Here is a 25,025-nt window from a genome sequence, read left to right on the forward strand (position 1 = left end):
TTGAACTAATTAGGCTTTTGTTCTACTATCTTTTTGTCAAAAAAAGAACAAATTCTAGATTTTATAGATTATTGGGAATATTTCTTTAAAATAGTAAACTATAAAGAGGTGAATTATGGAAACTTTTTATAGTATTGATTTGATGAAAGTAACTAATAATAGTACCCAAATTAACCAAGGATTAAGAATTGGTTTGATATTAAATAACGATATGTCAATTTGGAATTTTAACGAATCTCATGAATTCAATAAAGGTGATGTTTTCATTATTAACCATCACGAACCTTATAGATATAAGAAAGACGAAGAGACGTTATGTATCGTGCTTCATTTAACAGAAAATTATTTAAAACAGTACTTAACTGACTTTACGGATAAAATTTATATATTGGATAAAGCACATATACAAAATGCAATATATAAACAAATTGTAAATATTGTAGCTAAAATCGGGATTGTTTATATCAGAAAAGGTGAGTTTTACCGCTTATATATAGAACAACAATTGATAGAATTAATGTTTATTATTGCACGGTTTTTACCTACAAAACGTAATGATTTTTATAGGAAAAGTGTAGAGGATAATCGTGTGGCATTTGTATGCAATTATATAGAAAATAATTATAGTAATAGTATTTCGCTCAATGAAGTAGCCAATATGGTACATCTCAGTACTACTTATTTATCTAAAGTATTCACACGACAAGTTGGTATGGGATTTAGTCAATATATCATATATATAAGGCTGAAACATTGTAAGAAAGATTTAGTTATGACGGATAACTCAATTACACAAATTGCTGTGAAACATGGGTTCAGTAATTCGAACACTTTATTAAAACATTTTAAAGCACATATGAAATTAACGCCTTCTCAATTTAGAGAAAAATATAAAAATATAGAATTAGTGGAAACCATCAACAAAGAGCAAAAAGAAGTTATTTATCAAAGATACTTATATTATTTATCATTATATATTTACCAAACAGATGAGATGTTACTACAGTCACCTGAGGCTCAAAAAAGAATAGACATTAGACTCAAAGAAACAAAACAAAGGCTGTTACCGTATGATCATGTCATACAAATAGGGAACTTAGAAGTATTACTCATCAAAAGATTTAGAAGACAATTGCTTGAAGTTAAAAATAATATTGGCGTAAATCATGTGCTAATCAAAGACCCAATCAAAGAGGAATTTGTAGAACATGAATGGATTGAAAGTGATGAAGAAATTCCCAATATTCACCCATATATGAAATTAGATGAATGCTTGGATTTTCTAATTGAACATCAAATAGGTTTAGGAATAGAAATAGATCCGCCTAAGACAAGAGTAAACTTTAAAGTATATTATCAAGAAATGACTTATTTATTAGAACACATGTATAACACATTAATGGAGAGAAAATCACTTGATTTAATAGTTTATATTAGTACTAATGATGAACAGTTATTTAAGTCTCTTTTGAAATTATTTAAAAATTATTTTCCTCATATAAAAATAGTAATGAATACGAGCATTGATTCAGAAAAACAAGCAACTGCAGTTAAGTATATTTTAAATAGTCATCGAAATAATATTGATAGTATTAGTTTTAGTGCAAATCAAAATGATATGATTAATTTTAAATCAATCGACGATAATCAATATAACCAAACTAAAAAACATATTAAATTAAAATTGAAGCAAATTAAGCATTGGTTAGGTTTGAAAGATTATTGTATACCATTTACTTTGTTAAAGTGGAATACATTAACAGGGAATACAAATTATACAAATGGCGCGTATTTTCGCGCAGGTATTATTTTTGAACAACTAGTGGAAATGAATGAAGACATTCGTTCGATCGGGTATTGGTTAAATTTTGAGATACATCAACAATACTGTCAGAAAGAAACTATTGCTCAGTTGAATGGTATCGAGTTATATCATCAATTTGGAGGTAAGAGACCCGCCTTTTTTACAAGTACAATGTTTTCAAGACTCTCTGAGCAAATTTTATATAAAAATGAAAATTGTATGGTTATAGGTGCGTTTAATCATTTTCAGTTGGTTTTATGGAATGCAGAACATTATAATCCATATTTCACGATGAATGATTCATCGAATGATGTAAACTATAATGAATATCAATTTAATATTACAAATGCTTTACCTGGTACGTATAAAATTAAACATTACACTTTAGATAAGAATCATGGTGCGTTATATAAAGTATGGCAACAATATAATACACGTTATGGTATGGATAAAGAAACGATTGATTACGTAAATCGAGTTAATTATCCAAAATTAAATATTAGTGAAATCAAAGTCACAAATACAATTACATATCATTTAAAATTACTGACTAATGCACTACATATTATTGAATTTAGAAAATATTATAATGAAGAAACTTAGGAGCTAACCTAGGGGTATTGAACTTCAAATGCCCTAGGTTAGTTTTTTGAGTGAATAATGGTTACGAATACTGTAGTTATTGTAAAGTTTGGTAGTAATGACAAAAAATGGAGTTCTTTTTTTGTCATTACTAAAAAGGTACACAAAGTTATTATAAAAAGAATATAAAAATAGCAAATAATCTATATTAAGAAGGAAATAAGCGCGCTACAATCTTTTTTGAGAGAGGATAGCAAGTATCATTGATGGAAGATGTTTTGTAAACATCTCACAATTGAGCTTATCTTCCCTGTTTGTCATTTGTAAATTTAAAAATAGGAGGAACATAAAATGACTCAAAAGGGAAATGCGCAAACATATAAAGGTGACAATAAATTGATTTTAGGCATTGTGCTAGGCGTTGTGACTTTTTGGTTATTTGCACAATCTTTATTAAATGTTGTACCTACGTTGCAACAATCGTTTCACAGTAATATCGGAACAATCAGTATCGCAGTGAGTATTACGGCACTGTTCTCTGGTATGTTTGTTGTTGGCGCTGGAAGTCTAGCTGATAAGGTGGGCCGCGTAAAGATAACTTATATCGGTTTATGGTTAAGCATTATAGGATCATTATTAATTATCATTAGTAACTTACCAATATTATTAATTATTGGCAGGGTTATTCAGGGATTGTCAGCAGCAGCTATTATGCCCTCAACATTAGCAATTATGAAAGCATATTTTGATGGTAAAGATAGACAACGTGCATTGAGCTATTGGTCAATAGGATCGTGGGGAGGTTCAGGTTTAGCATCACTGTTCGGCGGGATGGTCTCAACATTTATTGGCTGGCGTTGGATTTTTATTTTATCTATACTTATTGCCTTATTATCAATGTATTTAATCAAAGGAACCCCTGAAACGAAATCACCAATAACTAATAATAAACGCTTTGATTATGTTGGTTTGATTTTATTTGTAATTATAATGTTAAGTATCAATATTGTTATTACACAAAGTGGTGCGTTGGGATTACTCTCACCAATTATTTTAGGACTTGTAATCATTTTTATAATTTCGACAATTATTTTCTTAAAAGTTGAAGTTAAAATAGATAATCCATTAATTGATTTTAAACTATTTAACAATAAGGCGTATACAGGCGCAACATTATCTAATTTCTTATTGAATGGTGTGGCAGGTGCTTTACTAGTTGCTAATACATTTGTACAGCAAGGATTAGGATTTAATGCATTTCAAACAGGATTACTATCAATAACATATTTAGCAACCGTATTATTAATGATTCGTGTTGGAGAAAAAGTACTACAAAAAGTTGGTGCGAAGAAACCAATGGTTTTAGGAACTTCTTTTAATATGGTTGGTATCATTTTAATTTCGCTTACTTTTTTACCCAGTATGATTTATGTAGTTGTCTGTATTTTAGGTTATTTACTTTATGGCTTAGGCTTAGGATTTTATGCTACACCTTCGACAGATATGGCTATTTCTAATTCACCAGAAGATAAAGTTGGTGTAGCCTCAGGTATTTACAAAATGGCTTCATCATTAGGCGGTGCGTTCGGTATTGCTTTATCTGGGGCATTATATGGGATTGTAGCAAATTTAACTAATGTACAAATTGGTGCATTAGCGGGCTTATGGTTAAACATTGTTATGGCATTGTTATCCTTATTCATTATTATAATTATGGTGCCTACAACAAAACAAATTAGAAAATAAAATCCCAATAGGGCTGACAAATATTTTGAAAACAAAAGGTGTATAATGTAATTATCACGTTATAGGGGGAACTATTATGGTGAAAGAATTAATAGAGTTATTGAAAGATAAAGAAGAACGAATGATTGAAATTCGTCGATTTCTACATCAATATCCTGAACTATCGTTTCATGAAGAGCAAACTCCAAAATATATTGAAGAGTTTTATAGAAATAAAGATTGTGATGTAGAAACTAACATAGGGCCTAACGGATTAAAAGTGACAATTGATAGTGGGAAACCTGGCAAAACAATTGCTATTCGTGCAGATTTTGATGCGTTACCAATTGAAGAAGATACAGGTTTATCATTTGCTTCAAAAAATAAAGGTGTGATGCATGCATGTGGTCACGATGCTCATACAGCATACATGTTAATACTTGCTGAAACATTAATAGAATTAAAAGAACAATTTAAAGGCAAAGTAGTAGTTATTCACCAACCTGCAGAAGAAGTGCCACCAGGAGGCGCACAAGCAATGATTAAAGATGGCGTGTTAGATGGCGTGGACCATGTGTTAGGTGTTCATGTTATGAGCCATATGCCTACTGGAACGGTTTTTTATCGTGAAGGTAACGTGCAAACTGGGAGAGACTTTTTTAAACTTACAGTAAAAGGACAAGGTGGTCATGGCTCATCACCACATACAGCAAACGATGCTATAGTTGCTGGTGCGTATTTTGTTAATGCTGCCCAAACGATTGTATCAAGAAGATTGAATCCGTTTGAAACGGGCGTCGTAACGATTGGTTCATTTGATGGTAAAGGTCAATTTAATGTCATCAAAGATAGCATCGTTATTGAGGGAGATGTTCGAGCATTAACAGACGATACAAAACGTACCATTAAAAATGAAGTTACACGCTTGTCAGAAGGTTTAGAATCAATGTTTGGTGTGGCTTGTGAGTTAGAATATCATGACGATTACCCTGCGTTATACAATGATCAGGCATTCACACGTTTTGTAGTGGATTCTATTGAAAATGCAGAAACAGATGCAATTAAAAAAGTAGAAAGATGTGAACCACAACCACCATCTGAAGATTTTGCATATTATGCTAAATTGGTACCAAGTACATTTATATATGCAGGTGCAGCTCCAGAAAATGGGGATATTCATCCTCATCATCATCCTAAATTCACAATTAGTGAAAAAGCAATGCGAGTTTCTGCGGAAGCGGTAGGTATTACTGTATTAAACTATTTAAAATAAACCAATATTTAAGACACCTTGATGACTATTCACTTTATAGCATCAAGGTGTCTTAAATTATGTTGTAAAAATGATTATTAAACTATTATTTAACTCATAAACTTTAATATTGTCATAAAAGTTTATGAGTTAACTATTGAGTGTATATATAGAATGACAATAAAAAGATGAAGGATGATTATGATGAATGGCGATAAAAAAATAAATGAACTACTAGATAGTTATAAAAAACCATTAAAAAAACTTTTTAAGTATGATAAATCAAAAGCCTCAACATTTGATAAAGAAAGTAGAAATGAAGTTGAAAATGAAAAGGGTGTCTTTGTCATATTTAATAACAAAAAACCTATATTTGTGGGACAAGCTGGTGGATTTATGACGGGGTACAAATTAACACAAAAAGATCTGAATGATAAATTAGGTCAATTTAATTCCAAATCTGACGCAGGTACAGCAAAATTTAGAAGAGTGTTTAGTGCGCAACAAAACTTAGATGAAATGGAACAACAAAATATTAAGGCAGAAACTTATAATTTAAAATTCCAATATATTAAAGTGAAAGAGAATCCAGCAATGATTAATATATTAGAACTACTTGCTTTAGAATACGCAAAAGATAATGAAATTGAATTGTATAACTTTTTATAAATTAAGATAGATTGTTCTCGGTTTTAATGCTTGAAGTGAGGTGATATGAAATGAATTTAAGCATATTAAGTATTTATTTTCAAGATCATGAGATAAGAATAAAACTACCAAAAAACTATTTTAAGACTGAACGGAAGTCTTATCCACTAGTTATAGTACAAGATGGCGATTATTTATTTAAAGATGTAAAGGTAGACGTAGTGTTTGCAGGGGTTGTTCCTAAAGACAGAAAGCAAGACTACACACCTTGGCACACAAACGTAAATGGAATTGAATATGGTGGTAAGGCAGACGATTATTTAGAGTGGATAGCTAATGAATTATTACCGTATTTGAAAAAATGTTTCAGTATTTCCAAGGAACATAAAGATATAGCTATCGCAGGTGCGTCGTTGGGTGGACTAGTATCATTGTATGGACTTTTAACGGAGAAGAATGTTTTTGGTAGCTATATATTAATATCTCCATCAATGTGGTATCCTGGGTTTTTAAAATATATGAGAGAGCATGAAATACTTAAACAGCCACGCCATGTGTACTGGTATGTAGGAGAGTTAGAAGGAAAGCAAAATAAACTTTTAACTCAAAGTATGGTTTCACAAACAGAACAAGGCGTCGATATTTTAAACGAACTCTTAATATCTGAACAATCAATGTTTTACTTTGTAACTAATAGAAAAGGAATACATCGTAAATATTACTTTAAAAAATATTTCAAACATGCAATTAAGAAACTATTTTGACTAAATGAAAAAGTTTTTCGCCTATATTATCAGAAAATTCTTTAAATTAATCTAAATTCAGCACTTTTATGTTAGAAAAGTGATAACATTTATAGTGTAAGTATTTATAAAATGGAGAATCATGCATCTAATAGTGGAATATAACGCTTTAGATGTAGCGTTGATTGATGTTTTGAATTTTTATAAATATTGATTGAATTTATATTTAAATATAGGGGATGCTTTTATGACAGAAAACACTAAAAATTTTTCGGGAAGTAAGTTATTGACTGGCATTGTATTATCTATATTAACTTATTGGCTTTTTGCGCAGTCTTTTTTAAATATAGGGCCAAAGATACAATCATCATTTAGTACTAGTCCAGATATAGTTAATATTTCAATTAGCTTAACTTCATTTGTTACTGGCGTTTTTATGGTTGTAGCGGGTAATTTTTCAGATAAACTTGGTAAGGTGAAGATGACTAGAATTGCATTGATACTTAGTATTATAGGTTCGCTTATGTTAATCGTTTCTGGAAATGTTGGTTTATTACTCACGGGGAGAGTAGTACAAGGACTATCAGCAGCTATTATAATGCCGGCCACAATTTCAATAGTAAATGACTTTTTTGAAGGTGAGGAAAGACAAAAAGCGTTAAGTTATTGGTCAATTGGCGCATTTGGTGGTACTGGTTTATCTTCTTTTTTCGCAGGTGCAATGGCAACATTTATATCGTGGCAATCGATTTTTGTATTATCTATTATTTTATCTCTTTTGGCGTTATTCTTGTTGAATAATTTACCTGAAAGTAAATTAGTTAAATCAACGTCTAATCAGTTTGATTATATAGGTCTTATTATATTTGTGATTATGATTGCAAGTATTAGTTTTGTGATTACACAAGGTTATAAAATTGGGTGGTTAAGTACCCCTACATTAGTCTTAAGTTTACTATTTTTCGTGTGTATTTTTATATTTTATAAATTTGAAAAGTCCAAACAAACACCTTTTATTGATTTAGAATTATTTAAAAATAGATCATATATTGGCGCAGTGTTAGCAAACTTTTTATTGAATACAGGTGTAGGTGTTATCGCTTTGTTTAACATGTATGCACAAGGTGGATTGAAACTGAGTGCATTCCAGGCTGGTATGCTCACTTTACCTTATTTAATTACATTATTACTTGTTGTTCGATTAGGTGAAAAAAGTATTAAACGTTTTGGAGCAAAACGTGCAATGGTTATCGGTCCGATTTTTACAGCTTTAGGCATATTACTTTTTAGTTTTACTTTCTTTGATAAATCTCTATATATAATTGTAGCATTAATAGGAGCGGTATGTTTTGGAGGAGGAACCGGCTTGTTTGCAACGCCAGCTCTAAGTACGGCGGTATCAACTACACCAGCTGAAAAAGTAGGAGTAGCATCAGGTATTTTTAAAATGGGATCTACACTAGGTGGCGCATTTGGCATCGCAATTATGACCTCTATTTATACAGCTGTAATACAAAGTGGCCGTAGCATTGAAGCAGCAGCAAGCATAGGTTTTATCGTAGGGACATGTTTAGTTGTTTGTGGTGTGTTAGCGAGTGCGCTGGTTATTCCAACTAGGAAGATTAAAACTAGATTGAAAACAAGCTAATTATTTAATCAATGCGTATATGGTATGGATGATAGGTATATATAACGCACATATTATGAATTCAATGATTAACATGTAAATAGCTTCAAGTTAAGATGTTAATCATTAGGAAAAGAGAAATAGATAGTCAAAGACTTATTTTCTCTACTCCTCTTTACCTTAATTTATAATTTATGCTTAAAAGCTAAATGTAAATCGTGAGTAAATGCAATCAAAGGTCTTATAGTCATTTGAATACTGCCTATAACGAATAATACAGTACCAGTTGTTACAGTTGAACTGTTGAAAAATAAAAAGCTACCACATAGGAATACCAAACCTAAGATAATATCATTTAATTGGTAGAGCGCTTTATAAATTAATGTAATACGCTCAGATTTTGGATTTTTATGAAAATTAAGTTCTATACTTTTGTTGTGGTGTTTGAAGTGTCTCACTTAGAACCTCCTAGAGTTAAATTCTATATGAGTTGTACATACCCTTAAGTATTTACATAAAACAAATAAAGTTTTATGATTATAGAAAATTAAAAGGGTGGGAAGAGGAATATTATGTATTATAAAACAACTTATCAATCACCGATTGGCCAAATCACCTTAACCTCTGACGGAGAAAGTATTACAGGTTTGTGGTTACCAAACCATCAAGACATTGAATCACATTATGATGATAAATTAGTAAAACAAAATCAACCAGTATTTGAACAAGCTACACGTTGGTTAGATAGCTATTTCTCAGGAAATAAACCTAAAATAGATTTTCCTTTGAAGGCTATAGGGACTCCTTTTAGAGAGACAGTTTGGAAAATATTGTTAGAAATACCACATGGAGAAACGGTAACTTACAGTGATATTGCCCGAAAAGTGGCGTTAGAAAGAGGTAAAGAGAAAATGTCTTCTCAAGCTGTAGGCGGGGCAGTTGGAAGTAATCCAATCTCTATTATCATTCCATGTCATAGAGTTGTTGGAAAAGATGGAAGTTTAACAGGTTATGGTGGTGGCATTGACACTAAAATTGAATTATTAAAATTAGAACAATTAGATATGACTCAGTTTTATAAGCCTAAAAACAGTACCAAACCGTGAGTTTGGTACTGTTTTTTGCATTTTCAAAAAATAAAATATGTATAAATAAATATACTGGATTTTATGGAAAGTTGATTACTATCTTCAGTGTGTTATTCTGTACAACATAATAATAATTTATTTAGGTGGTGCAAATTTTGGGTGACGATGAAAAGCGATTTTCAAGTGTATTTGTTTTTTCAGCAACAATTGTGGGTTTGTTAGTACTTATTGGTGCAATTTTTCCAATCCAATTTGGAGAAATAACAGGATACATATCGACGTGGGTAACAAAAACATTTGGCTGGTATTACATGCTACTTTACACAGTTGTTTTAGGCTTTTGTGTATTTTTAGTATTCAGTCCGATTGGAAAGTTAAAACTAGGAAAACCGTCTGATAAACCGGAGTTTCATACGGTATCGTGGTTGGCAATGCTATTTAGTGCAGGTATGGGAATTGGTCTCGTATTCTATGGGGCTTCTGAACCTATATCGCATTATCTAGCACCACCTACTGCCGATCCAGAAACAAAAGCGGCAATGTCAGAAGCATTTAGATCATCATTTCTTGATTATGGATTTCATCCATGGGCTGTATATGGTGTAGTGGCATTAGGATTAGCATATTCGCAATTCCGTAAAGGTGAAAATGGATTGATTTCTAGAACATTACGACCTGTATTAGGCGATAAGGTTGATGGTCCGATTGGTGCCATAGTGGATGTATTAAGTGTATTTGCAACAATTATTGGGGTGGCAGTGTCACTTGGTGTTGGTGCAATTCAAATTAATGGAGGTTTAAATTACTTATTTGGTATCCCTAACAATGCGCTTATTCAAGGTATCATTATTGCAGTGGTTACCGTCTTATTTTTATATAGTGCCTGGAGTGGTTTGAGTAAAGGGATTCAATATTTAAGTAATTTAAATATGTTTTTAGCTGGCTTATTATTAGTGGTTATTTTTATAGTGGGTCCTACGTTGTTAATCGTTAATATGATGACAAGTGGCACAGGAGATTATTTAAATACATTGATCTTTAATAGTCTAGATGTAGCCCCGCTAAATGAACAAAAGGCTGAATGGCTTCAAAGTTGGACAATCTACTACTGGGGATGGTGGATGAGCTGGAGTCCATTTGTAGGTATTTTTATAGCTAGAATTTCAAAAGGGCGTAGTATACGTGAATTTGTTATAGCAGTGTTAGGTGTGCCAGTAGTAATTAGTATCATATGGTTTAGTGCTTTTGGTGCTACAGGAATTGATGTAGGACAAACACATGGTGAGATTTTCAAATTACCTCCTGAGACGCAATTATTTGGTATATTTAATGAACTACCATTTGGCTTCATCTTATCAATTATTGCGTTAGCATTGATTGCTTCATTCTTTATTACTTCAGCGGATTCAGCAACATTTGTATTAGGAATGCAAACAGCTTATGGCACATTAAATCCTTCAGGTTTTATCAAAATCATTTGGGGATTAGCGTTGGCTGCTATTGCTTATGTATTACTACTTGCTGGTGGAGATACGGGATTAGACGCTTTGCAATCAGCAGCGATTATCTCGGCGTTACCGTTTAGTGTTGTTGTGATATTAATGATGATTTCATTATATAAAGATGGTAATGAAGAAAGAAAACAATTAGATTTATCGTTACAACCAAACGAAAAGCAGTATGAAATTTATAAAAAACAAGTAGAAGCAAATGACAAGAAATAAACCATTATAAGAATGAGGTGTTTAAATCATGGGTGTGTTTTAAAGCATTCCTATGATTCAGCACCTTTTTTAGTATTGATATATCAAGGAGAAAACAAGGGAAGTAGTGATAGCAATACTATACGCAAATGACATTATGGATAGAACTAATAATTAATTTTTCGCCGCTCTTTCATAGAAAAGGGGGATAAGTGAACGAAATACACATCACTTTATACACATTCTCTCTACATCAAATTGACGCCTGAGAGATAGGCGACGCCATTATTATTCCGCCTGTAAATGTAAAAGTAAATACACTTCCAATACTTTGAATAATATTAGTTCAAGAGCAAAATAATGTGCCTTACTTTGGTAAAAGTTGAATTCGACTTTATGATTATCTATATATTCACTTTATACAGATATAACGAATGGTTAAGGCTGGGACAAATAAAATTTTGCCCCAGCCTCACATTAATTTATAAAGAGATAAGAATAAGTGATTTAAAACTTAATTTAAGGTATTATAATTACGGATATGATCGTTAATGCTTTCAAGATAGAAAATTGCATTTTCTTCATTTTCTAATTCAGTTTCGTGATCAAATTCTAAATTATCAAAACGGTTGAAGAAAGTTTCATATGTTTCAACTGAAATTTCTGTCCGGTTGTTTAGTAAATCTTTATGTCCTTGAATATCAAGTGCATCTTGGTAACCTTCAACAACTTTACCACTAAAGAATTCACCAACAGATCCAGAACCATAACTGAATAAACCAATTGTGTCATTAGCAGCTAAATCATGCGTTTCTAATAATGAGATTAAACTCAAGTATAGAGAACCTGTATAGATGTTACCTACATAACGATTATAATAAGTAGCTGCATCATAACCAGAAGTTAGGCGCGATTTAGTTTCTTCATCTATGTCATCTGTTAAAATTGAATCAAGTGCTTTTTTGCCCATTTTAGTAAATGGTACATGGAAGCATAAAGAACTGAAATCAGCTAGTGATTTATTGTAACGACGTGCATATTCTTGCCAACTTTCTTGGAATGAATGAATATATGCATCTTTTGATAATGCACCATCTACAAGTGGATAAGGTTGTCCGCTTGGACGCCAAAAATCATATACGTCTTCAGTGAAAGCAACCGCGTCATCATTTAGTTCAAGAATACGTGGGTTTTGTGATATCATCATAGCAACTGCACCAGCACCTTGTGTAGGTTCGCCACCAGAATTTAAACCATAACGCGCAGTATCACTTGCAATGACAAGTACTTTTTCATCTGGGCGTTGCGCTAAATAATCTTTAGCTAATTGTATAGCTGGTGTTGCAGCATAACAAGCTTCTTTCATTTCAATACAACGTGCAAATGGTTGAATACCTAACAAATTATGTATTTGCACTGCTGAAGCTTTTGCTGAATCTATTGCAGATTCAGTTGCAACAATAACCATACTGATTTGTTTTTTATCTTCTTCTGTCACGATGGCTTTTGCAGCATTAGCACCCATCGAAACGATATCTTGACTCATAGGACTTACTGACATCTCAGTTTGGCCGATGCCTAATAAGAACTTGTTTGGGTCCACTTGACGTGATTCGGCAAGTTTAGCCATATCTACATAAAATCTTGGAACATAAAAATTAATTTGATCAATACCGACTGTCATAAAGCGTATCGACACCTTTCTATATATAAATAAGCAACTGTATCATACCAAATCATACGCATAAAATACAATTATTTGAAAAGAGCTATAAAGGAGACTAATAATGAATAAAGTAGCAATCGTAAGTGCAAAACGAACACCAATAGGAAGATTCAGAGGAAAGTTGAGTAAATATTCAGCAGTTGAACTGGGAACAAAGACATTAGAAGCTGCGATGAAGGCGATTAACATAGCTCCACAGAGAGTAGAACAAGTTATCTATGGTAATGTATTACAAAGTGGTAGTGGTCAAAATCCTGCTCGCCAAATAGCAATCCATGCTGGTGTTCCAAATACAACGCCAGCTATGACTATAAATGAAGTGTGTGGCTCTGGCTTAAAGTCTATTATTTTAGGAAAGCAATTAATCCAATTAGGTGAAGCTAAAGTAGTAGCTGTAGGTGGTGTAGAAAGCATGACAAACGCACCTAAGTTAGTGTTTAATGATGATGAAGCACCTGTAGATAGCTTTATGCATGATGGTCTTACTGACGCATTTTTAAACGTACCTATGGGGATTACAGCTGAAAAAATTGCGGAAAAGTACAATGTATCACGTGAAGCACAGGATTATTTTGCTAACGAATCACAACAAAAAGCACAACAAGCGACAGAAGTAGGGAAATTTAATAATGAAATCATTCCATTAGAAGATGTAAATGGAGAAATGATGACTACGGATGAAGGTATTCGTGGAAATAGTAGTGTAGAAAAATTAAGTACATTAAAAACAATATTTAAAGAAGATGGCACCGTAACAGGTGGGAATGCGTCTAGTATTAATGACGGTGCGTCTACAATCATTTTAATGGACGCTGAATATGCGAAACAAGAAGGTTATGAAATTTTAGCTATAGTAGGAGAACATGCCGAAATTGGTTGTGATCCTGAATATATGGGTTATGCACCATATCATGCAGTGACGAAATTATTAGATAAGACAGATAAAGTCATCGATGACTTTGATGTAATAGAAATGACAGAAGCATTTGCGTCACAAAGTATTCCTGTGAGAGATAATTTAGGTATATCTGAAGATAAGTTGAATCTATATGGCGGTGCGATTGCGTTAGGTCACCCAATTGGTGCAAGTGGCACACGCTTGGTTACAACTTTAGTTAATATTTTAGCTCAAGAAGAGAAACAATCAGGCATAGCAACTGCCTGTATCGGCGGCGGTTTAGGAATTGCAATCCAAATTGAAAAGGAGAATAACTAATGGAATCATTAGATAAGACATTTCGTCATTTGTCTAGAACAGAAAAGTTAGAGGAGTTAGTAATTAAAGGCTGGTTATCAGAAGAAAATAAAAATGTGTTACTCAATAATCCTTTAATTTCGGAAGAGGTTGCGAATAGTCTTATTGAAAATGTCATTGGACAAGGGACATTACCTGTAGGTTTATTACCTGAAATAAACGTAGACAATAAATCATATGTTGTACCAATGATGGTAGAAGAACCTTCAGTAGTTGCTGCAGCTAGTTACGGAGCAAAGCTTGTAAATCAAACTGGAGGCTTTAAAGTTATTTCTAGTGAACGTTTAATGATTGGTCAAATTGTGTTTGACGGTGTAACTGATACAGCAGTTTTAGAGCAACGTCTACAACAACTTGAACCGCAAATGAAACGTATTGCGGATGAAGTGTATCCTTCAATAATTGAGCGTGGCGGTGGTTTTCGTAAAATTGAAATAGATACATTCCCTAATGAGGGCTTATTGTCATTAAAAGTTTACGTAGATACTAAAGATGCAATGGGTGCAAATATGTTAAATACCATCTTAGAAGGTATAACAGCCTATTTAAAAAATGAAATAGAGCATGTTGATATATTGATGAGTATTTTATCTAATCATGCCACTGCTTCTGTCGTTAAAGTACAAGGAGAGATTACAGTTGATGCATTATCAAAAGGTGGTCGTGATGGTCAAGATGTTGCCAAAAGAATGGAACGCGCATCTGTATTAGCTCAAGTTGATATACACCGTGCGGCAACACATAACAAAGGTGTGATGAATGGTATCCATGCTGTAGTATTGGCAACAGGTAATGATACTCGTGGCGCTGAAGCGACAGCGCATGCATATGCAAGCAAAGATGGTCAATATCGTGGTCTAGCTACGTGGCATTATAATGAAGAAAAACAAGTGCTTGTAGGGACAATTGAGGTGCCTATGACATTGGCTACTGTAGGCGGAGGTACAAAAGTTTTACCAATTGCAAAAGCATCATTAGAATTAATGAATGTTGATTCTGCTCAAGAATTGGGTCACGTTGTTGCTGCTGTAGGATTAGCTCAAAATTTTGCTGCATGTCGTGCCTTGGTTTCTGAAGGTATTCAACAAGGTCATATGAGTTTACAATATAAATCATTAGCAATTGTTGTAGGAGCTCAAGGTGAAGAAATTACCCAAGTAGCAGAACGTTTGAAAACACAAGATCGTGCCAATACAGCAGTTGCACAACAACTCTTAGAAGAATTAAGATTACAAAAACAATAATATAAAAACCCCTAAATAAATTCATTAATTCATTTAGGGGTTTTTATATAAATAAATTTGATAATGATTTTTAAAATGATTCTCATATAATTAAAATATAAAGAAAGTGAAGAAAGGGGAACTGATTAATGGAAAATAAAAAATTACCTGGATTATCATATACGGGAAATGCTAAAAGTGAGGTGCCTATTCTTGCTCATGAACAAGGTATACAAACCATTACGGCTGAACCATGGCTAAAGATTTCTGATAGGGGATTACAACTTGAAGGGCTTTGCTTCGATAGAAATGGAGACTTAGTACTTTGCGAAGTCTTTGGGGGGACTATTTTTCATGTAGCCCTACCTGACAAAAAAATCACACAATTATTAAAATCACATAAAGAAAATCCAGCAGCCGTTAAAATTCATAAAGATGGACGTTTATTTGTATGTTATTTAGGTGATTTTGATAGTTCAGGTGGTATTTACGCTGTTGATGGAAGCGACAATAAAATTCAGGAAATTATATCAGATATTGAAACAGAGTATTGTGTAGACGATTTAGTATTTGATAGTAAAGGTGGATTTTACTTTACGGATTTTAGAGGTTATTCGACGAAACCTAAAGGTGGAGTGTATTATGTCTCACCTGACTTTAAGTCAATCACTCCTGTGATACAAAATCTTGCAGTTGCTAATGGTGTTGCACTTAGCACTGATGAACAAATACTTTGGGTTACTGAAACGAATGCAAATCGATTACATCGCATAGAGTTATTAGAAGATGGTATTACCATTGCTCCCTTTGGTGCTTCTATTCCTTATTATTTCACAGGGCATGAAGGTCCAGATTCATGTTGTATAGATAGTGACGATAATTTATACGTTGCTATGTATGGTCAAGGAAGAGTTCTAGTATTTAATAAGAGAGGATACCCAATAGGCCAAATATTGATTCCTGGTCGTGATTCGGGTCATATGTTGAGATCGACCCACCCAGCGTTTATACCTGGAACAGATCAGTTGATTATTTGTTCAAATGATATTGAAAATGATGGCGCTTCTTGGATTTATACAGTTAAAGGATTTGCTAAAGGATACCAAAGCTATCAATTTCAATAAAATAAAAAAGAAACGTTGATTTGCAACAAAAAGATGCAAATCAACGTTTTTTTAGAAGAACACAGTTAACTATATCTATTAGAAAATTATCTTACGTAGTTTTCTAATAGATATAGTTATATTTGGCAGCTGCTGATTTACTTAATATTCTTGTGCCATAAGCTAGAGGACGATTGTAATTATATTCGGATACTTTAATACTGCCATTTTTATAAACAGTTTCTACATAAGCAACATGTCCATATGTGCCAACAGTTGATTGCATTACCGCTCGCTTCGCGGGTACTCTACCTACACGATATCCCCTATTTTTTGCTTTATAATACCAATTTTTAGCATTGCCCCAACTATTGGGCACAGGTTTACCCACGCTCGCTCTTTTATTAAATACATACCATGTACATTGATTTTTACTATAATAATTAACTGCTGCATTAGCATTTTGATTTTCATGTGTTGTTTGGAAGGTTATTGTCCCAGTCATAAGTATCGTAGTCGCAATAAATGTGTTTACTATGTTTTTTTTAATATTCATACATTACTCCAGACATTTTTAAAATTATATATTTATCATAAGTAGCTAGAGTAAAAAGTACAATAAGATAAACTATTATTACAAATAACTTTAATATGTTTGAAATATATGCCATACAACTGTAATTTTCTTCAACAAATACTTAAAGAAAAACTGTAGCAGATATTTTTTAATTATAATTAATGTAATTCAGTGAATATAAAAATTAAAATTAAACATAAATTTAAATAATAAAGGAAGTATTGAAAGTGTTTCTCAACTTGAGTATGATTTAACTAACAAAGGAGGTGGCTATTATTTTTAGTAGAAACACTAAAGACAATAGTAGTAAGCACAAGGTGAAAAAGCCGTTAGGTTTTGTTTCGGCAATCGTTACGTTAGTGACGATGATTGCAGCAATGCTTTTTACAGTTGCAGTATTAGAAAAGGAACCACATATTCCTTTATTAATAGGAACAGCTGTAGCGATACTAATCACAATGTTACACGGTTATGAATTTAGCGAAGTTGAAGAAATGATGTATAAGGGGATTCGTCATGCTTTACCAGCAATCGTAATCATTATACTTGTAGGGTTGGTAATAGGATCGTGGATAGGCAGCGGTGTAGTCGCTACAATGATTTACTATGGATTACAACTGATAGACCCAAGATACTTTTTATCAGTTGTTATTATCTTATGTGGCATTGTAGCTTTAGCTATAGGCAGTAGTTGGTCGACGATGGCGACTGTGGGGGTCGCATCGATGGGTATTGGCATTAGTATGGGTATATCACCAGGTATGGTGGCTGGTGCAGTGATTTGCGGGTCATACTTTGGTGATAAGATGAGCCCTCTATCGGACACTACGAACTTAGCTTCTGGATTAACTGGTGTTGACTTGTTTGCTCATATAAAGCATATGTTTTATACGACGATTCCAGCATTAGTTATTTCATTAATTGCTTTTTTCTTTATAGGACAACGCTTTGGTGGAAGAAATTTTGACGCAAAAAACATAAAAGACATTCTTGCGACGATGCAAGATAATTTTTTAATTACACCATGGCTATTACTTATACCAATTATTGTAATTGCACTCGTTGTAGTAAAAGTGCCTGCAATACCAGCAATTTGTGTAGGTATTATATTAGGGTTCTTTGCACAGATATTTTTACAAGGTGGCTCTATTACAGAAGCACTTACAGCTCTGCAAACAGGTTATACAATTGATTCAGGCAATAAATTAGTAGATGAATTGTTCAATCGCGGTGGATTGGAATCAATGTTCTATACGATATCACTGACACTTGTTGCAATGACCTTTGGGGGTGTCCTAGAATATTCTGGTATGCTCACAGCGTTAATTGCTGTTATTTTAAAAGTGGCTAAATCTACGGGATCATTGATCGCGTCTGTTATTGTATCGTGTATTGGAACAAACTTTACCTGTTCTGAACAATATATATCAATTATCGTGCCATCGCGCATGTATATAAATACGTTTAAAGATAAGAAACTGCATCCGAAAAATCTATCTAGAGCTTTAGAAGATGGTGGAACATTGACATCTGTGTTCGTACCTTGGAATACATGTGGTGTCTTTATTGCATCAACTTTAGGCGTTTCAGTGGTAGAATATGCGCCGTTTGCTATTTTAAATTATACTGTACCAATCATTTCGATTATATTTGGTTATATCGGTTTTAAAATTATCGGTTTAGATGAAACAGAGAGTGAACAACCGGAACAATCTCCACCAAATGATACAAATTTAGCATAAAGCATAAATACAATAGTGCAATAGCTGTAAATTTTATGAAGGAGCGGGACATTATAGGGGTTCCGCTCTGATTTTTATACTGGAAGTTTGTGAATGACTATATAAAGTATGTGATTGAATTATTAGAAATTATACGTATACTGTACAGTATTAATTATGTTTCAAGTAGAGGTGTAAACATATGGATATTAAACATATGAAATATTTTGTCGAAGTCGTAGATCAAAAAGGAATGACTAACGCTTCAAAATCACTATATATTGCTCAGCCTACGATTAGCAAAGCAATAAAAGATTTAGAAAAAGAACTTAATATGACTTTTTTCGATCGTAGTAAGAGACAACTCGTATTAACTGATGCTGGAAAAGTATTTTACAAAAAATGTAAAGAAATTTTAACTTTATATAAAGATTTACCAAAAGAAATTAATAGCTTGTTAGGATTAGAAACAGGCCATATAAGTATTGGATTATCGGCAGTAATGAACATGAATAAGTTTATACATATCTTAGGAGAGTTTCATCAAGAATATCCAAATGTCACCTACAATCTTGTTGAAAAAGGCGGCAAAATGATTGAGACACAATTAATCAATGACGAAATTGATATTGGTATTACAACGATACCCGTAGACCAAGATATTTTTCATTCTATACCACTTTATCAAGAAGACTTAAAATTAGTAGTAAATAAAGAACATAGACTAGCGAATAGAGAACAGATTAATATGGCTATGTTAAAGGATGAAGATTTTATCTTATTTAATGAGGACTTTTATCTAAATGATAAAATTATTGAAGCGGCAAAAAACGCTGGTTATGTACCAAAAACAATATCTAAAATTTCGCAGTGGAATTTTATAGAGAATTTATTAAGTGCGCACTTAGGCGTAAGCATATTACCAGAAAATATTGTGAATTTATTAGACGGTAGCTTTAAAAATATTAGAATTGATGATCCAGGTATGCGTTGGGAATTGGGAGTTATTTGGAAGCGAGATAAATATCTTAGTCACGCAACAAGAAAATGGATTGAATTTATGAAAGAACGTTTATAAAAAAATAATTTGTAAAGTACCACACTACTTTTAAGAAAGTTTTATTTAAAAAGACATTGTTCATAGCAGATGGGGCGACGAAAACAATTTTGTACATTGTGTTTTCGTTGTCTCTCTCTTTTTTTATCTAATAAATATATAATCTATCAAATAGAAATTTAATCTCTCATAACCATAATTCCAATTAATATTAATTGGAATACGTATAGCTAAATATAATTAAATAAATCGCTTCCATTCATAAAAGTAATAAGTAATATTAAAAATCAATATTTTTATTATATGATTAAGAGTCTTATACTAAGAGATGTAATCAATAAAGTTTAAAATAATAATGCAATAAAGGATGATGAATATTGCAAATATCAAAGAAGGTATCAAAAGTTTTACTGCAAGTATTATTAATTATGGGGATCACTTATATAGGCAATGTAATTCAGAGCGTATTGCATATACCAATTGCAGGTAGCATTGTAGGATTACTTGTATTTTTCCTTTTATTACAGTTTAAAATAATTCCGTCAAAATGGGTCAGTGAAGGCTCTAACTTTTTCCTTACGACGATGGTGTTTTTCTTTGTACCATCAGTAGTTGGTGTTATGGATGTCGTGTCTGATATTAACTTGAATTTTATACTATTCTTTTCAATGATTATTTTAGGAACATGTTGTGTCGCATTAATTTCTGGTTTTATAGCTGAGAAAATGGTTAAAACTGCGCGATACGGGAATGGACAAAATTAGATGATGTTTTTAAAAGGCTTTTTAATGATTGTTTTAACACTAGCTATGTTTATAGGTGCCAAAAAATTACAGGTGAAATATAAAACGCCATTTTTAAACCCGGCATTAATATCGTCTATAGGAATTATTATTGTACTTCTATTATTTAATGAAGATTATCAAGATTATATGACTGGTGGAAAATGGATTCATTATTTATTGAATTGCACTGTTGTTTGTTTAGCATTTCCACTTTATCAAAATCGCCATAAAATACTACAAAACGCGAGTATTATTTTTAGTAGCGTGCTGACAGCAGTGATGTTAAATTTCATATTCGTATATAGTGTATTAAAAATATTAGGATATTCAAAAGAAGTGATCGTGACAATGTTACCAAGGTCAATGACTGCTGCGGTAGGCATAGAAGTGTCACATCAACTTGGTGGTATCGATACTATTACAGTGATGTTTATTGTAACTACTGGATTGATTGGTAGTATTTTAGGTTCTTATTTATTAAGATTAGGTAAATTTAAAACCTCAATTGCGAAAGGTTTGACTTATGGAAATGCTTCACATGCTTTTGGTACTGCACAAGCATTAGAAATAGATTTAGAATCTGGTGCATTTAGTTCTATTGGAATGATACTAACAGCAGTTCTAAGTTCAATCATCTTACCTATTCTGATCCTTTTCTTATACTAAATAAATACTGTTTAGTGATAATAGATTGCGAAGTTAATTAAAAATATTAGAAATCAACTTGAATATTGAAAGGAGCTATTTTGATAATGGCAAAAATTAAAGCGAATGAAGCATTAGTGAAAGCATTACAAGCATGGGATATTGATCACTTATATGGCATTCCTGGTGATTCTATTGATGCAGTGGTTGATAGCTTAAGAACGGAAAGAGATAATATTGAATTTGTCCATGTTCGTCATGAAGAAGTTGCAAGTTTAGCTGCTGCGGGTTATACAAAATTAACTGGTAAAATCGGTGTCGCATTAAGTATCGGCGGCCCTGGCGTTATTCATTTATTAAATGGTATGTACGATGCGAAAATGGATAATGTGCCACAATTGATTTTAGCAGGTCAAACAGACAGTACTGCTTTAGGAACAAAAGCTTTCCAAGAAACAGATGTTAATAAAATGGTCGATGATGTAGCAGTATATAAACATCAAGTAACTGAAAATGATAAAGATATCTTTGGAATTGTAAACGAAGCAATACGTACAGCTTACGAGAAAAAAGGTGTATCTGTTTTAATCTTGCCTAACAACTTATTGACGCGCAAAGTTAAAGACACTACTAACCAAAAAGTAGATACTGCGCCACCAGCTCGTGTAGCACCAAAACCAAATACTATAAAGAAAGCGGCTAAACTCATTAATAAAAGTAAAAAACCAGTAGTATTACTTGGTACTGGTGCACAGCATGCAAAAGACGAAGTCCGTGAATTTATAGAAGCATTTAAGATACCAACGATTGTAACATTACCAGCAAAAACAGTTCTGCCTGATGCACACCCTTATAACATAGGGAACCTTGGTAAAATAGGTACTAAAACAGCATACCAAACGATGCAAGATGCGGATTTATTAATTATGGTTGGTACTAATTATCCTTATGTAGATTATTTACCAAAGAAAAATATCAAAGCAATACAAATTGATACAAATCCAGAAAACATTGGACACCGTTTTGATGTTAATGTGGGCATTCTTGGCGATAGCAAACTAGCATTGCTACAATTAACTGATATGGCTAAGCACGTTACGGATCGCGACTTCTTAAATAAAACATTAGAAAGAAAAGCCACATGGGATGCTTGGATGGCTGAAGATATGGCTAATGACAGTAAACCTATTAGACCCGAACGTTTAATGGATGCTATAAATAAAGTTAGAACAGACGATGCCATCTTCTCTATAGATGTCGGTACAGCAACAGTTTGGTCTACGCGTTATTTAAACTTAACAGTAAATAATAAATTTATTATTTCTAGCTGGTTAGGTACTATGGGTTGTGCGTTACCTACTGCAATAGCTGCCAAACGTGAGTATCCAAATCGCCAAGTAGTTGGTATTATCGGCGATGGTGCGTTTGATATGGTCATGCAAGATTTTGCAACTGCAGTGCAGTATGATTTACCAATGACATTATTTGTATTAAATAATGAACAACTTTCATTTATTAAATATGAACAACAAGCTGCTGGTGAGTTAGAATATGCTATTAACTTCACTGATATTGACTTAGAAAAATTTGCTGAAAGTTGTGGCGGAGTTGGTTATACACTTAAAGATCCAAACAGAATTGATGAAGTCGTTGAAGCTGCTATGACTGAAAATAAACCAACGATTGTTAATGTTTATGTAGATGAAAATGCAGCACCTTTACCAGGTAAAATTGTTAATGAAGAGGCAATTAACTATGGTAAATGGGCATTTAGATCTATTACCGAAGATAAAAAATTAGACTTGGATGAATTGCCACCAATGTCAACAGCAGTAAAACGTTTCTTCTAAAATAACAATGAAGCGTTAGTCGCTATAGATAGATCTTTAAAATATTTCTTAATAATAAAAGTTGATGAGATAAGTTATTGAAAGATAGTCAACAAAGATAAACGATATAAGTAATTTTATAGGGCGAGAACACGAAACCAAAGTAACTTTTGGTTTGTGTCTCGCTCTTTTTATATATATTAAGATATTGATAAAAATCCAGACTATGGAATAATAGAGTTAACTAAATTTTCAGATAAAAGTAAAAAAGCATGCATTATACATCAATAACGCTTAGGAGTTATAGTGCATTGATTATTTTATAGCATAGTGTAGTTAAATTGGAGAGGATGTAAAAATGATTAAAAAAATATTTAAAGGTAATCAATTAAAAACACCGCATACGTATGCACTGTTACTCTTTATTATTATCTTTTCTAGCGTATTGACGTATTTAATTCCTGCTGGTGAGTATGCAAGAGAGAAGAAAGATGGACAAACTATAGTTATATCAGGTTCATATGAACAAGTTCAGCAACAAGGCGTATCATTCTTTGATATTTTTAGAGCTATACCTGAAGGTCTTCTTAGTGGTGGAGAAATTGTATTTTATATTTTCCTAGTAGGTGGGGCGTTTGGTATTGTACATAAAACTGGTGCATTTGAAAACGGTGTAAATAAAGCAATGCAAACACTAGGTTCATACAAAGTACTGATGATTCCTTTAACTATGACTATTTTTTCGATATTAGGCTTCTCAATAGGGTTAGCAGAAGAAACGATTATCTTTGTTCCTATTGGTATTATTATCGCACGCACACTAGGTTATGACGCGTTGACCGGTGCAGCAATGGTTATTTTGGGAGCGGCAAGTGGTTTTATAGGTGGAATGTTAAATCCTTTTACTGTAGGAGTAGCACAAACAGTGGCAGAATTACCGATGTTTTCGGGGTGGGGACTACGTACCATTATTTATATTTTTATTCTAATTGCTGCAATCACTTCAGTTATGTTATATGCACGTTCTGTAAAACGTGATATGTCTAAATCTTTAGTATACGAATTAGAACAAGTTGAAAGTCACAAAAATAGTGTAATAGAAGTAGAGCGCTTTACAAAGCGACAAGCCGTTGGTTTAGGGTTGATAGTCATAGTAATCATAATAAATGTATATGGAATATTTACGTATGGTTGGTCATTTAATGAAATGAGCGCTAACTTTATACTAGCTGGTCTACTAGCTGGTTTCATTGGTGGCCTTGGATTAAATGGTACATTTGATGCAATGATTGATGGGATGAAAGATATACTGTTTGGTGCTATGATAGTTGGATTTGCAAAAGGTATTATTGTTATTCTAGAAAATGGTCAAGTTATTGATAGTATTGTGCATGGGATGACAACTTTACTTGGGGGTGTACCATCTTCTTTAGTCATTATTGCTATGTTTATATTACAGTTTATGCTCAATTTCTTTATACCATCAGGATCTGGTCAAGCCTTGACTACAATGCCTTTAATGGTACCTATTGCTGATTTGTTAGATATTAATAGACAAATTACAGTGTTAGCATTCCAATACGGTGACGCAATTAGTAATGTATTATTTCCAACGTCAGCTATTTTGATGGGAGCCTTAGCGGTAGGTAAAATAACCTATACGCAATGGTTGAAGTTTGCTTGGAAGATTATTTTATCTTGGATTATTATCTGTTGTATTGGCATGTCAATTGCGCTTATAGTTGGCTATTAGCACGAGTTATTTAGTGCAATTGTATAAGCTTATACAAATTAAAAATTAAAATTTATATTGTATATTTTATGAAAGCGTTATATAATGTAAAAAAACATATCGTTATTTTGCGTGTTACTGGTTAAGCAGGCATGAGCAAACAGAAAGACTATAGGGAATAGTCTGTTTGCTCATGCCTT

General features: G+C 32.7%; 20 protein-coding genes. 17 read left to right on the forward strand and 3 right to left on the reverse strand.

What is annotated here, in order from left to right:
- The first annotated feature begins 115 nt into the window (after positions 1 to 115).
- The 6 genes from aryK to ACW5YJ_RS03480 all read left to right on the forward strand — a co-directional run bounded on the left by aryK (position 116) and on the right by ACW5YJ_RS03480 (position 8,402).
- A complete protein-coding gene (gene aryK / locus ACW5YJ_RS03455; protein ID WP_457338488.1) occupies positions 116 to 2,407 on the forward strand; it encodes a transcriptional regulator AryK in 2,292 nt (763 codons plus the stop codon).
- 330 nt (positions 2,408 to 2,737) lie between these two features.
- Positions 2,738 to 4,132, forward strand: a complete 1,395-nt coding sequence (locus ACW5YJ_RS03460) for an MFS transporter (protein ID WP_457338489.1) — start codon at positions 2,738 to 2,740, stop codon at positions 4,130 to 4,132.
- 76 nt (positions 4,133 to 4,208) lie between these two features.
- Positions 4,209 to 5,384, forward strand: coding sequence for a M20 family metallopeptidase (locus tag ACW5YJ_RS03465; protein ID WP_457338490.1), 1,176 nt, complete (start codon positions 4,209 to 4,211; stop codon positions 5,382 to 5,384).
- A gap of 183 nt (positions 5,385 to 5,567) precedes the next feature.
- Complete coding sequence (locus ACW5YJ_RS03470) at positions 5,568 to 6,032, forward strand: hypothetical protein (RefSeq protein ID WP_017723773.1); 465 nt, start codon at positions 5,568 to 5,570, stop codon at positions 6,030 to 6,032.
- Positions 6,033 to 6,082: 50 nt separating this feature from the next.
- Positions 6,083 to 6,775, forward strand: coding sequence for an alpha/beta hydrolase (locus ACW5YJ_RS03475; RefSeq protein ID WP_017723772.1), 693 nt, complete (start codon positions 6,083 to 6,085; stop codon positions 6,773 to 6,775).
- Between the two features lie 226 nt (positions 6,776 to 7,001).
- Positions 7,002 to 8,402 carry an MFS transporter gene (locus ACW5YJ_RS03480; protein WP_107552009.1) on the forward strand — a complete coding sequence of 467 codons (1,401 nt, stop codon included), beginning with the start codon at positions 7,002 to 7,004 and terminating at the stop codon, positions 8,400 to 8,402.
- A gap of 164 nt (positions 8,403 to 8,566) precedes the next feature.
- Here the strand turns inward: ACW5YJ_RS03480 and ACW5YJ_RS03485 are convergent, their stop codons facing one another.
- A complete protein-coding gene (locus ACW5YJ_RS03485) occupies positions 8,567 to 8,839 on the reverse strand; it encodes a YrhK family protein (protein WP_135091966.1) in 273 nt (90 codons plus the stop codon).
- A 114-nt stretch (positions 8,840 to 8,953) separates the two neighbouring features.
- On the opposite strand from ACW5YJ_RS03485, the gene ACW5YJ_RS03490 reads away from it, so the two are divergent.
- Together ACW5YJ_RS03490 and ACW5YJ_RS03495 are read left to right on the forward strand one after the other, a co-directional pair.
- Positions 8,954 to 9,487 carry a methylated-DNA--[protein]-cysteine S-methyltransferase gene (locus tag ACW5YJ_RS03490; RefSeq protein WP_135091964.1) on the forward strand — a complete coding sequence of 178 codons (534 nt, stop codon included), beginning with the start codon at positions 8,954 to 8,956 and terminating at the stop codon, positions 9,485 to 9,487.
- A 137-nt stretch (positions 9,488 to 9,624) separates the two neighbouring features.
- Positions 9,625 to 11,193, forward strand: a complete 1,569-nt coding sequence (locus ACW5YJ_RS03495) for a BCCT family transporter (RefSeq protein ID WP_457338491.1) — start codon at positions 9,625 to 9,627, stop codon at positions 11,191 to 11,193.
- 493 nt (positions 11,194 to 11,686) lie between these two features.
- Here ACW5YJ_RS03495 and ACW5YJ_RS03500 read toward each other — a convergent pair whose 3' ends face one another.
- Positions 11,687 to 12,856: a hydroxymethylglutaryl-CoA synthase gene (locus tag ACW5YJ_RS03500; protein WP_017723767.1), complete on the reverse strand. Its 1,170-nt coding sequence runs from the start codon at positions 12,854 to 12,856 to the stop codon at positions 11,687 to 11,689.
- Between the two features lie 103 nt (positions 12,857 to 12,959).
- Between ACW5YJ_RS03500 and ACW5YJ_RS03505 the strand changes: the two genes are divergently transcribed.
- From ACW5YJ_RS03505 to ACW5YJ_RS03515, 3 genes are all read left to right on the forward strand, one after another.
- Positions 12,960 to 14,114, forward strand: a complete 1,155-nt coding sequence (locus ACW5YJ_RS03505) for a thiolase family protein (protein ID WP_107551990.1) — start codon at positions 12,960 to 12,962, stop codon at positions 14,112 to 14,114.
- Positions 14,114 to 15,397, forward strand: coding sequence for a hydroxymethylglutaryl-CoA reductase, degradative (locus ACW5YJ_RS03510; RefSeq protein ID WP_457338492.1), 1,284 nt, complete (start codon positions 14,114 to 14,116; stop codon positions 15,395 to 15,397). The genes ACW5YJ_RS03505 and ACW5YJ_RS03510 overlap by 1 nt, the downstream gene beginning before the upstream one ends.
- Before the next feature lie 128 nt (positions 15,398 to 15,525).
- Positions 15,526 to 16,500: an SMP-30/gluconolactonase/LRE family protein gene (locus ACW5YJ_RS03515; RefSeq protein ID WP_135091960.1), complete on the forward strand. Its 975-nt coding sequence runs from the start codon at positions 15,526 to 15,528 to the stop codon at positions 16,498 to 16,500.
- A gap of 103 nt (positions 16,501 to 16,603) precedes the next feature.
- On the opposite strand, the gene ACW5YJ_RS03520 is transcribed toward ACW5YJ_RS03515, so the two are convergent.
- Positions 16,604 to 17,035 (reverse strand): CHAP domain-containing protein, encoded by a 432-nt coding sequence (locus ACW5YJ_RS03520; protein ID WP_135091958.1) that lies wholly within the window; start codon positions 17,033 to 17,035, stop codon positions 16,604 to 16,606.
- 338 nt (positions 17,036 to 17,373) lie between these two features.
- Between ACW5YJ_RS03520 and nhaC the strand changes: the two genes are divergently transcribed.
- The 6 genes from nhaC to ACW5YJ_RS03550 all read left to right on the forward strand — a co-directional run bounded on the left by nhaC (position 17,374) and on the right by ACW5YJ_RS03550 (position 24,846).
- The gene (gene nhaC / locus ACW5YJ_RS03525) at positions 17,374 to 18,798 is read left to right on the forward strand and encodes a Na+/H+ antiporter NhaC (protein ID WP_457338493.1); all 1,425 of its coding nucleotides are present in this window, start codon (positions 17,374 to 17,376) and stop codon (positions 18,796 to 18,798) included.
- Between the two features lie 181 nt (positions 18,799 to 18,979).
- Positions 18,980 to 19,855 (forward strand): cidABC operon transcriptional activator CidR, encoded by an 876-nt coding sequence (gene cidR, locus ACW5YJ_RS03530; protein ID WP_457338494.1) that lies wholly within the window; start codon positions 18,980 to 18,982, stop codon positions 19,853 to 19,855.
- Positions 19,856 to 20,211: 356 nt separating this feature from the next.
- Positions 20,212 to 20,598 carry a CidA/LrgA family protein gene (locus ACW5YJ_RS03535; protein WP_017723760.1) on the forward strand — a complete coding sequence of 129 codons (387 nt, stop codon included), beginning with the start codon at positions 20,212 to 20,214 and terminating at the stop codon, positions 20,596 to 20,598.
- On the forward strand, positions 20,599 to 21,285 hold the full coding sequence (locus tag ACW5YJ_RS03540) for an LrgB family protein (protein ID WP_017723759.1): 687 nt from the start codon (positions 20,599 to 20,601) through the stop codon (positions 21,283 to 21,285).
- Between the two features lie 86 nt (positions 21,286 to 21,371).
- Entirely contained in the window at positions 21,372 to 23,114 is a 1,743-nt protein-coding gene (locus ACW5YJ_RS03545; RefSeq protein ID WP_017723758.1) for a pyruvate oxidase, read from the forward strand.
- Positions 23,115 to 23,451: 337 nt separating this feature from the next.
- Positions 23,452 to 24,846, forward strand: coding sequence for a YfcC family protein (locus ACW5YJ_RS03550; protein ID WP_457338495.1), 1,395 nt, complete (start codon positions 23,452 to 23,454; stop codon positions 24,844 to 24,846).
- Positions 24,847 to 25,025 lie beyond the last annotated feature (179 nt).

It is taken from the genome of Staphylococcus sp. mip270_02 (assembly GCF_054031535.1).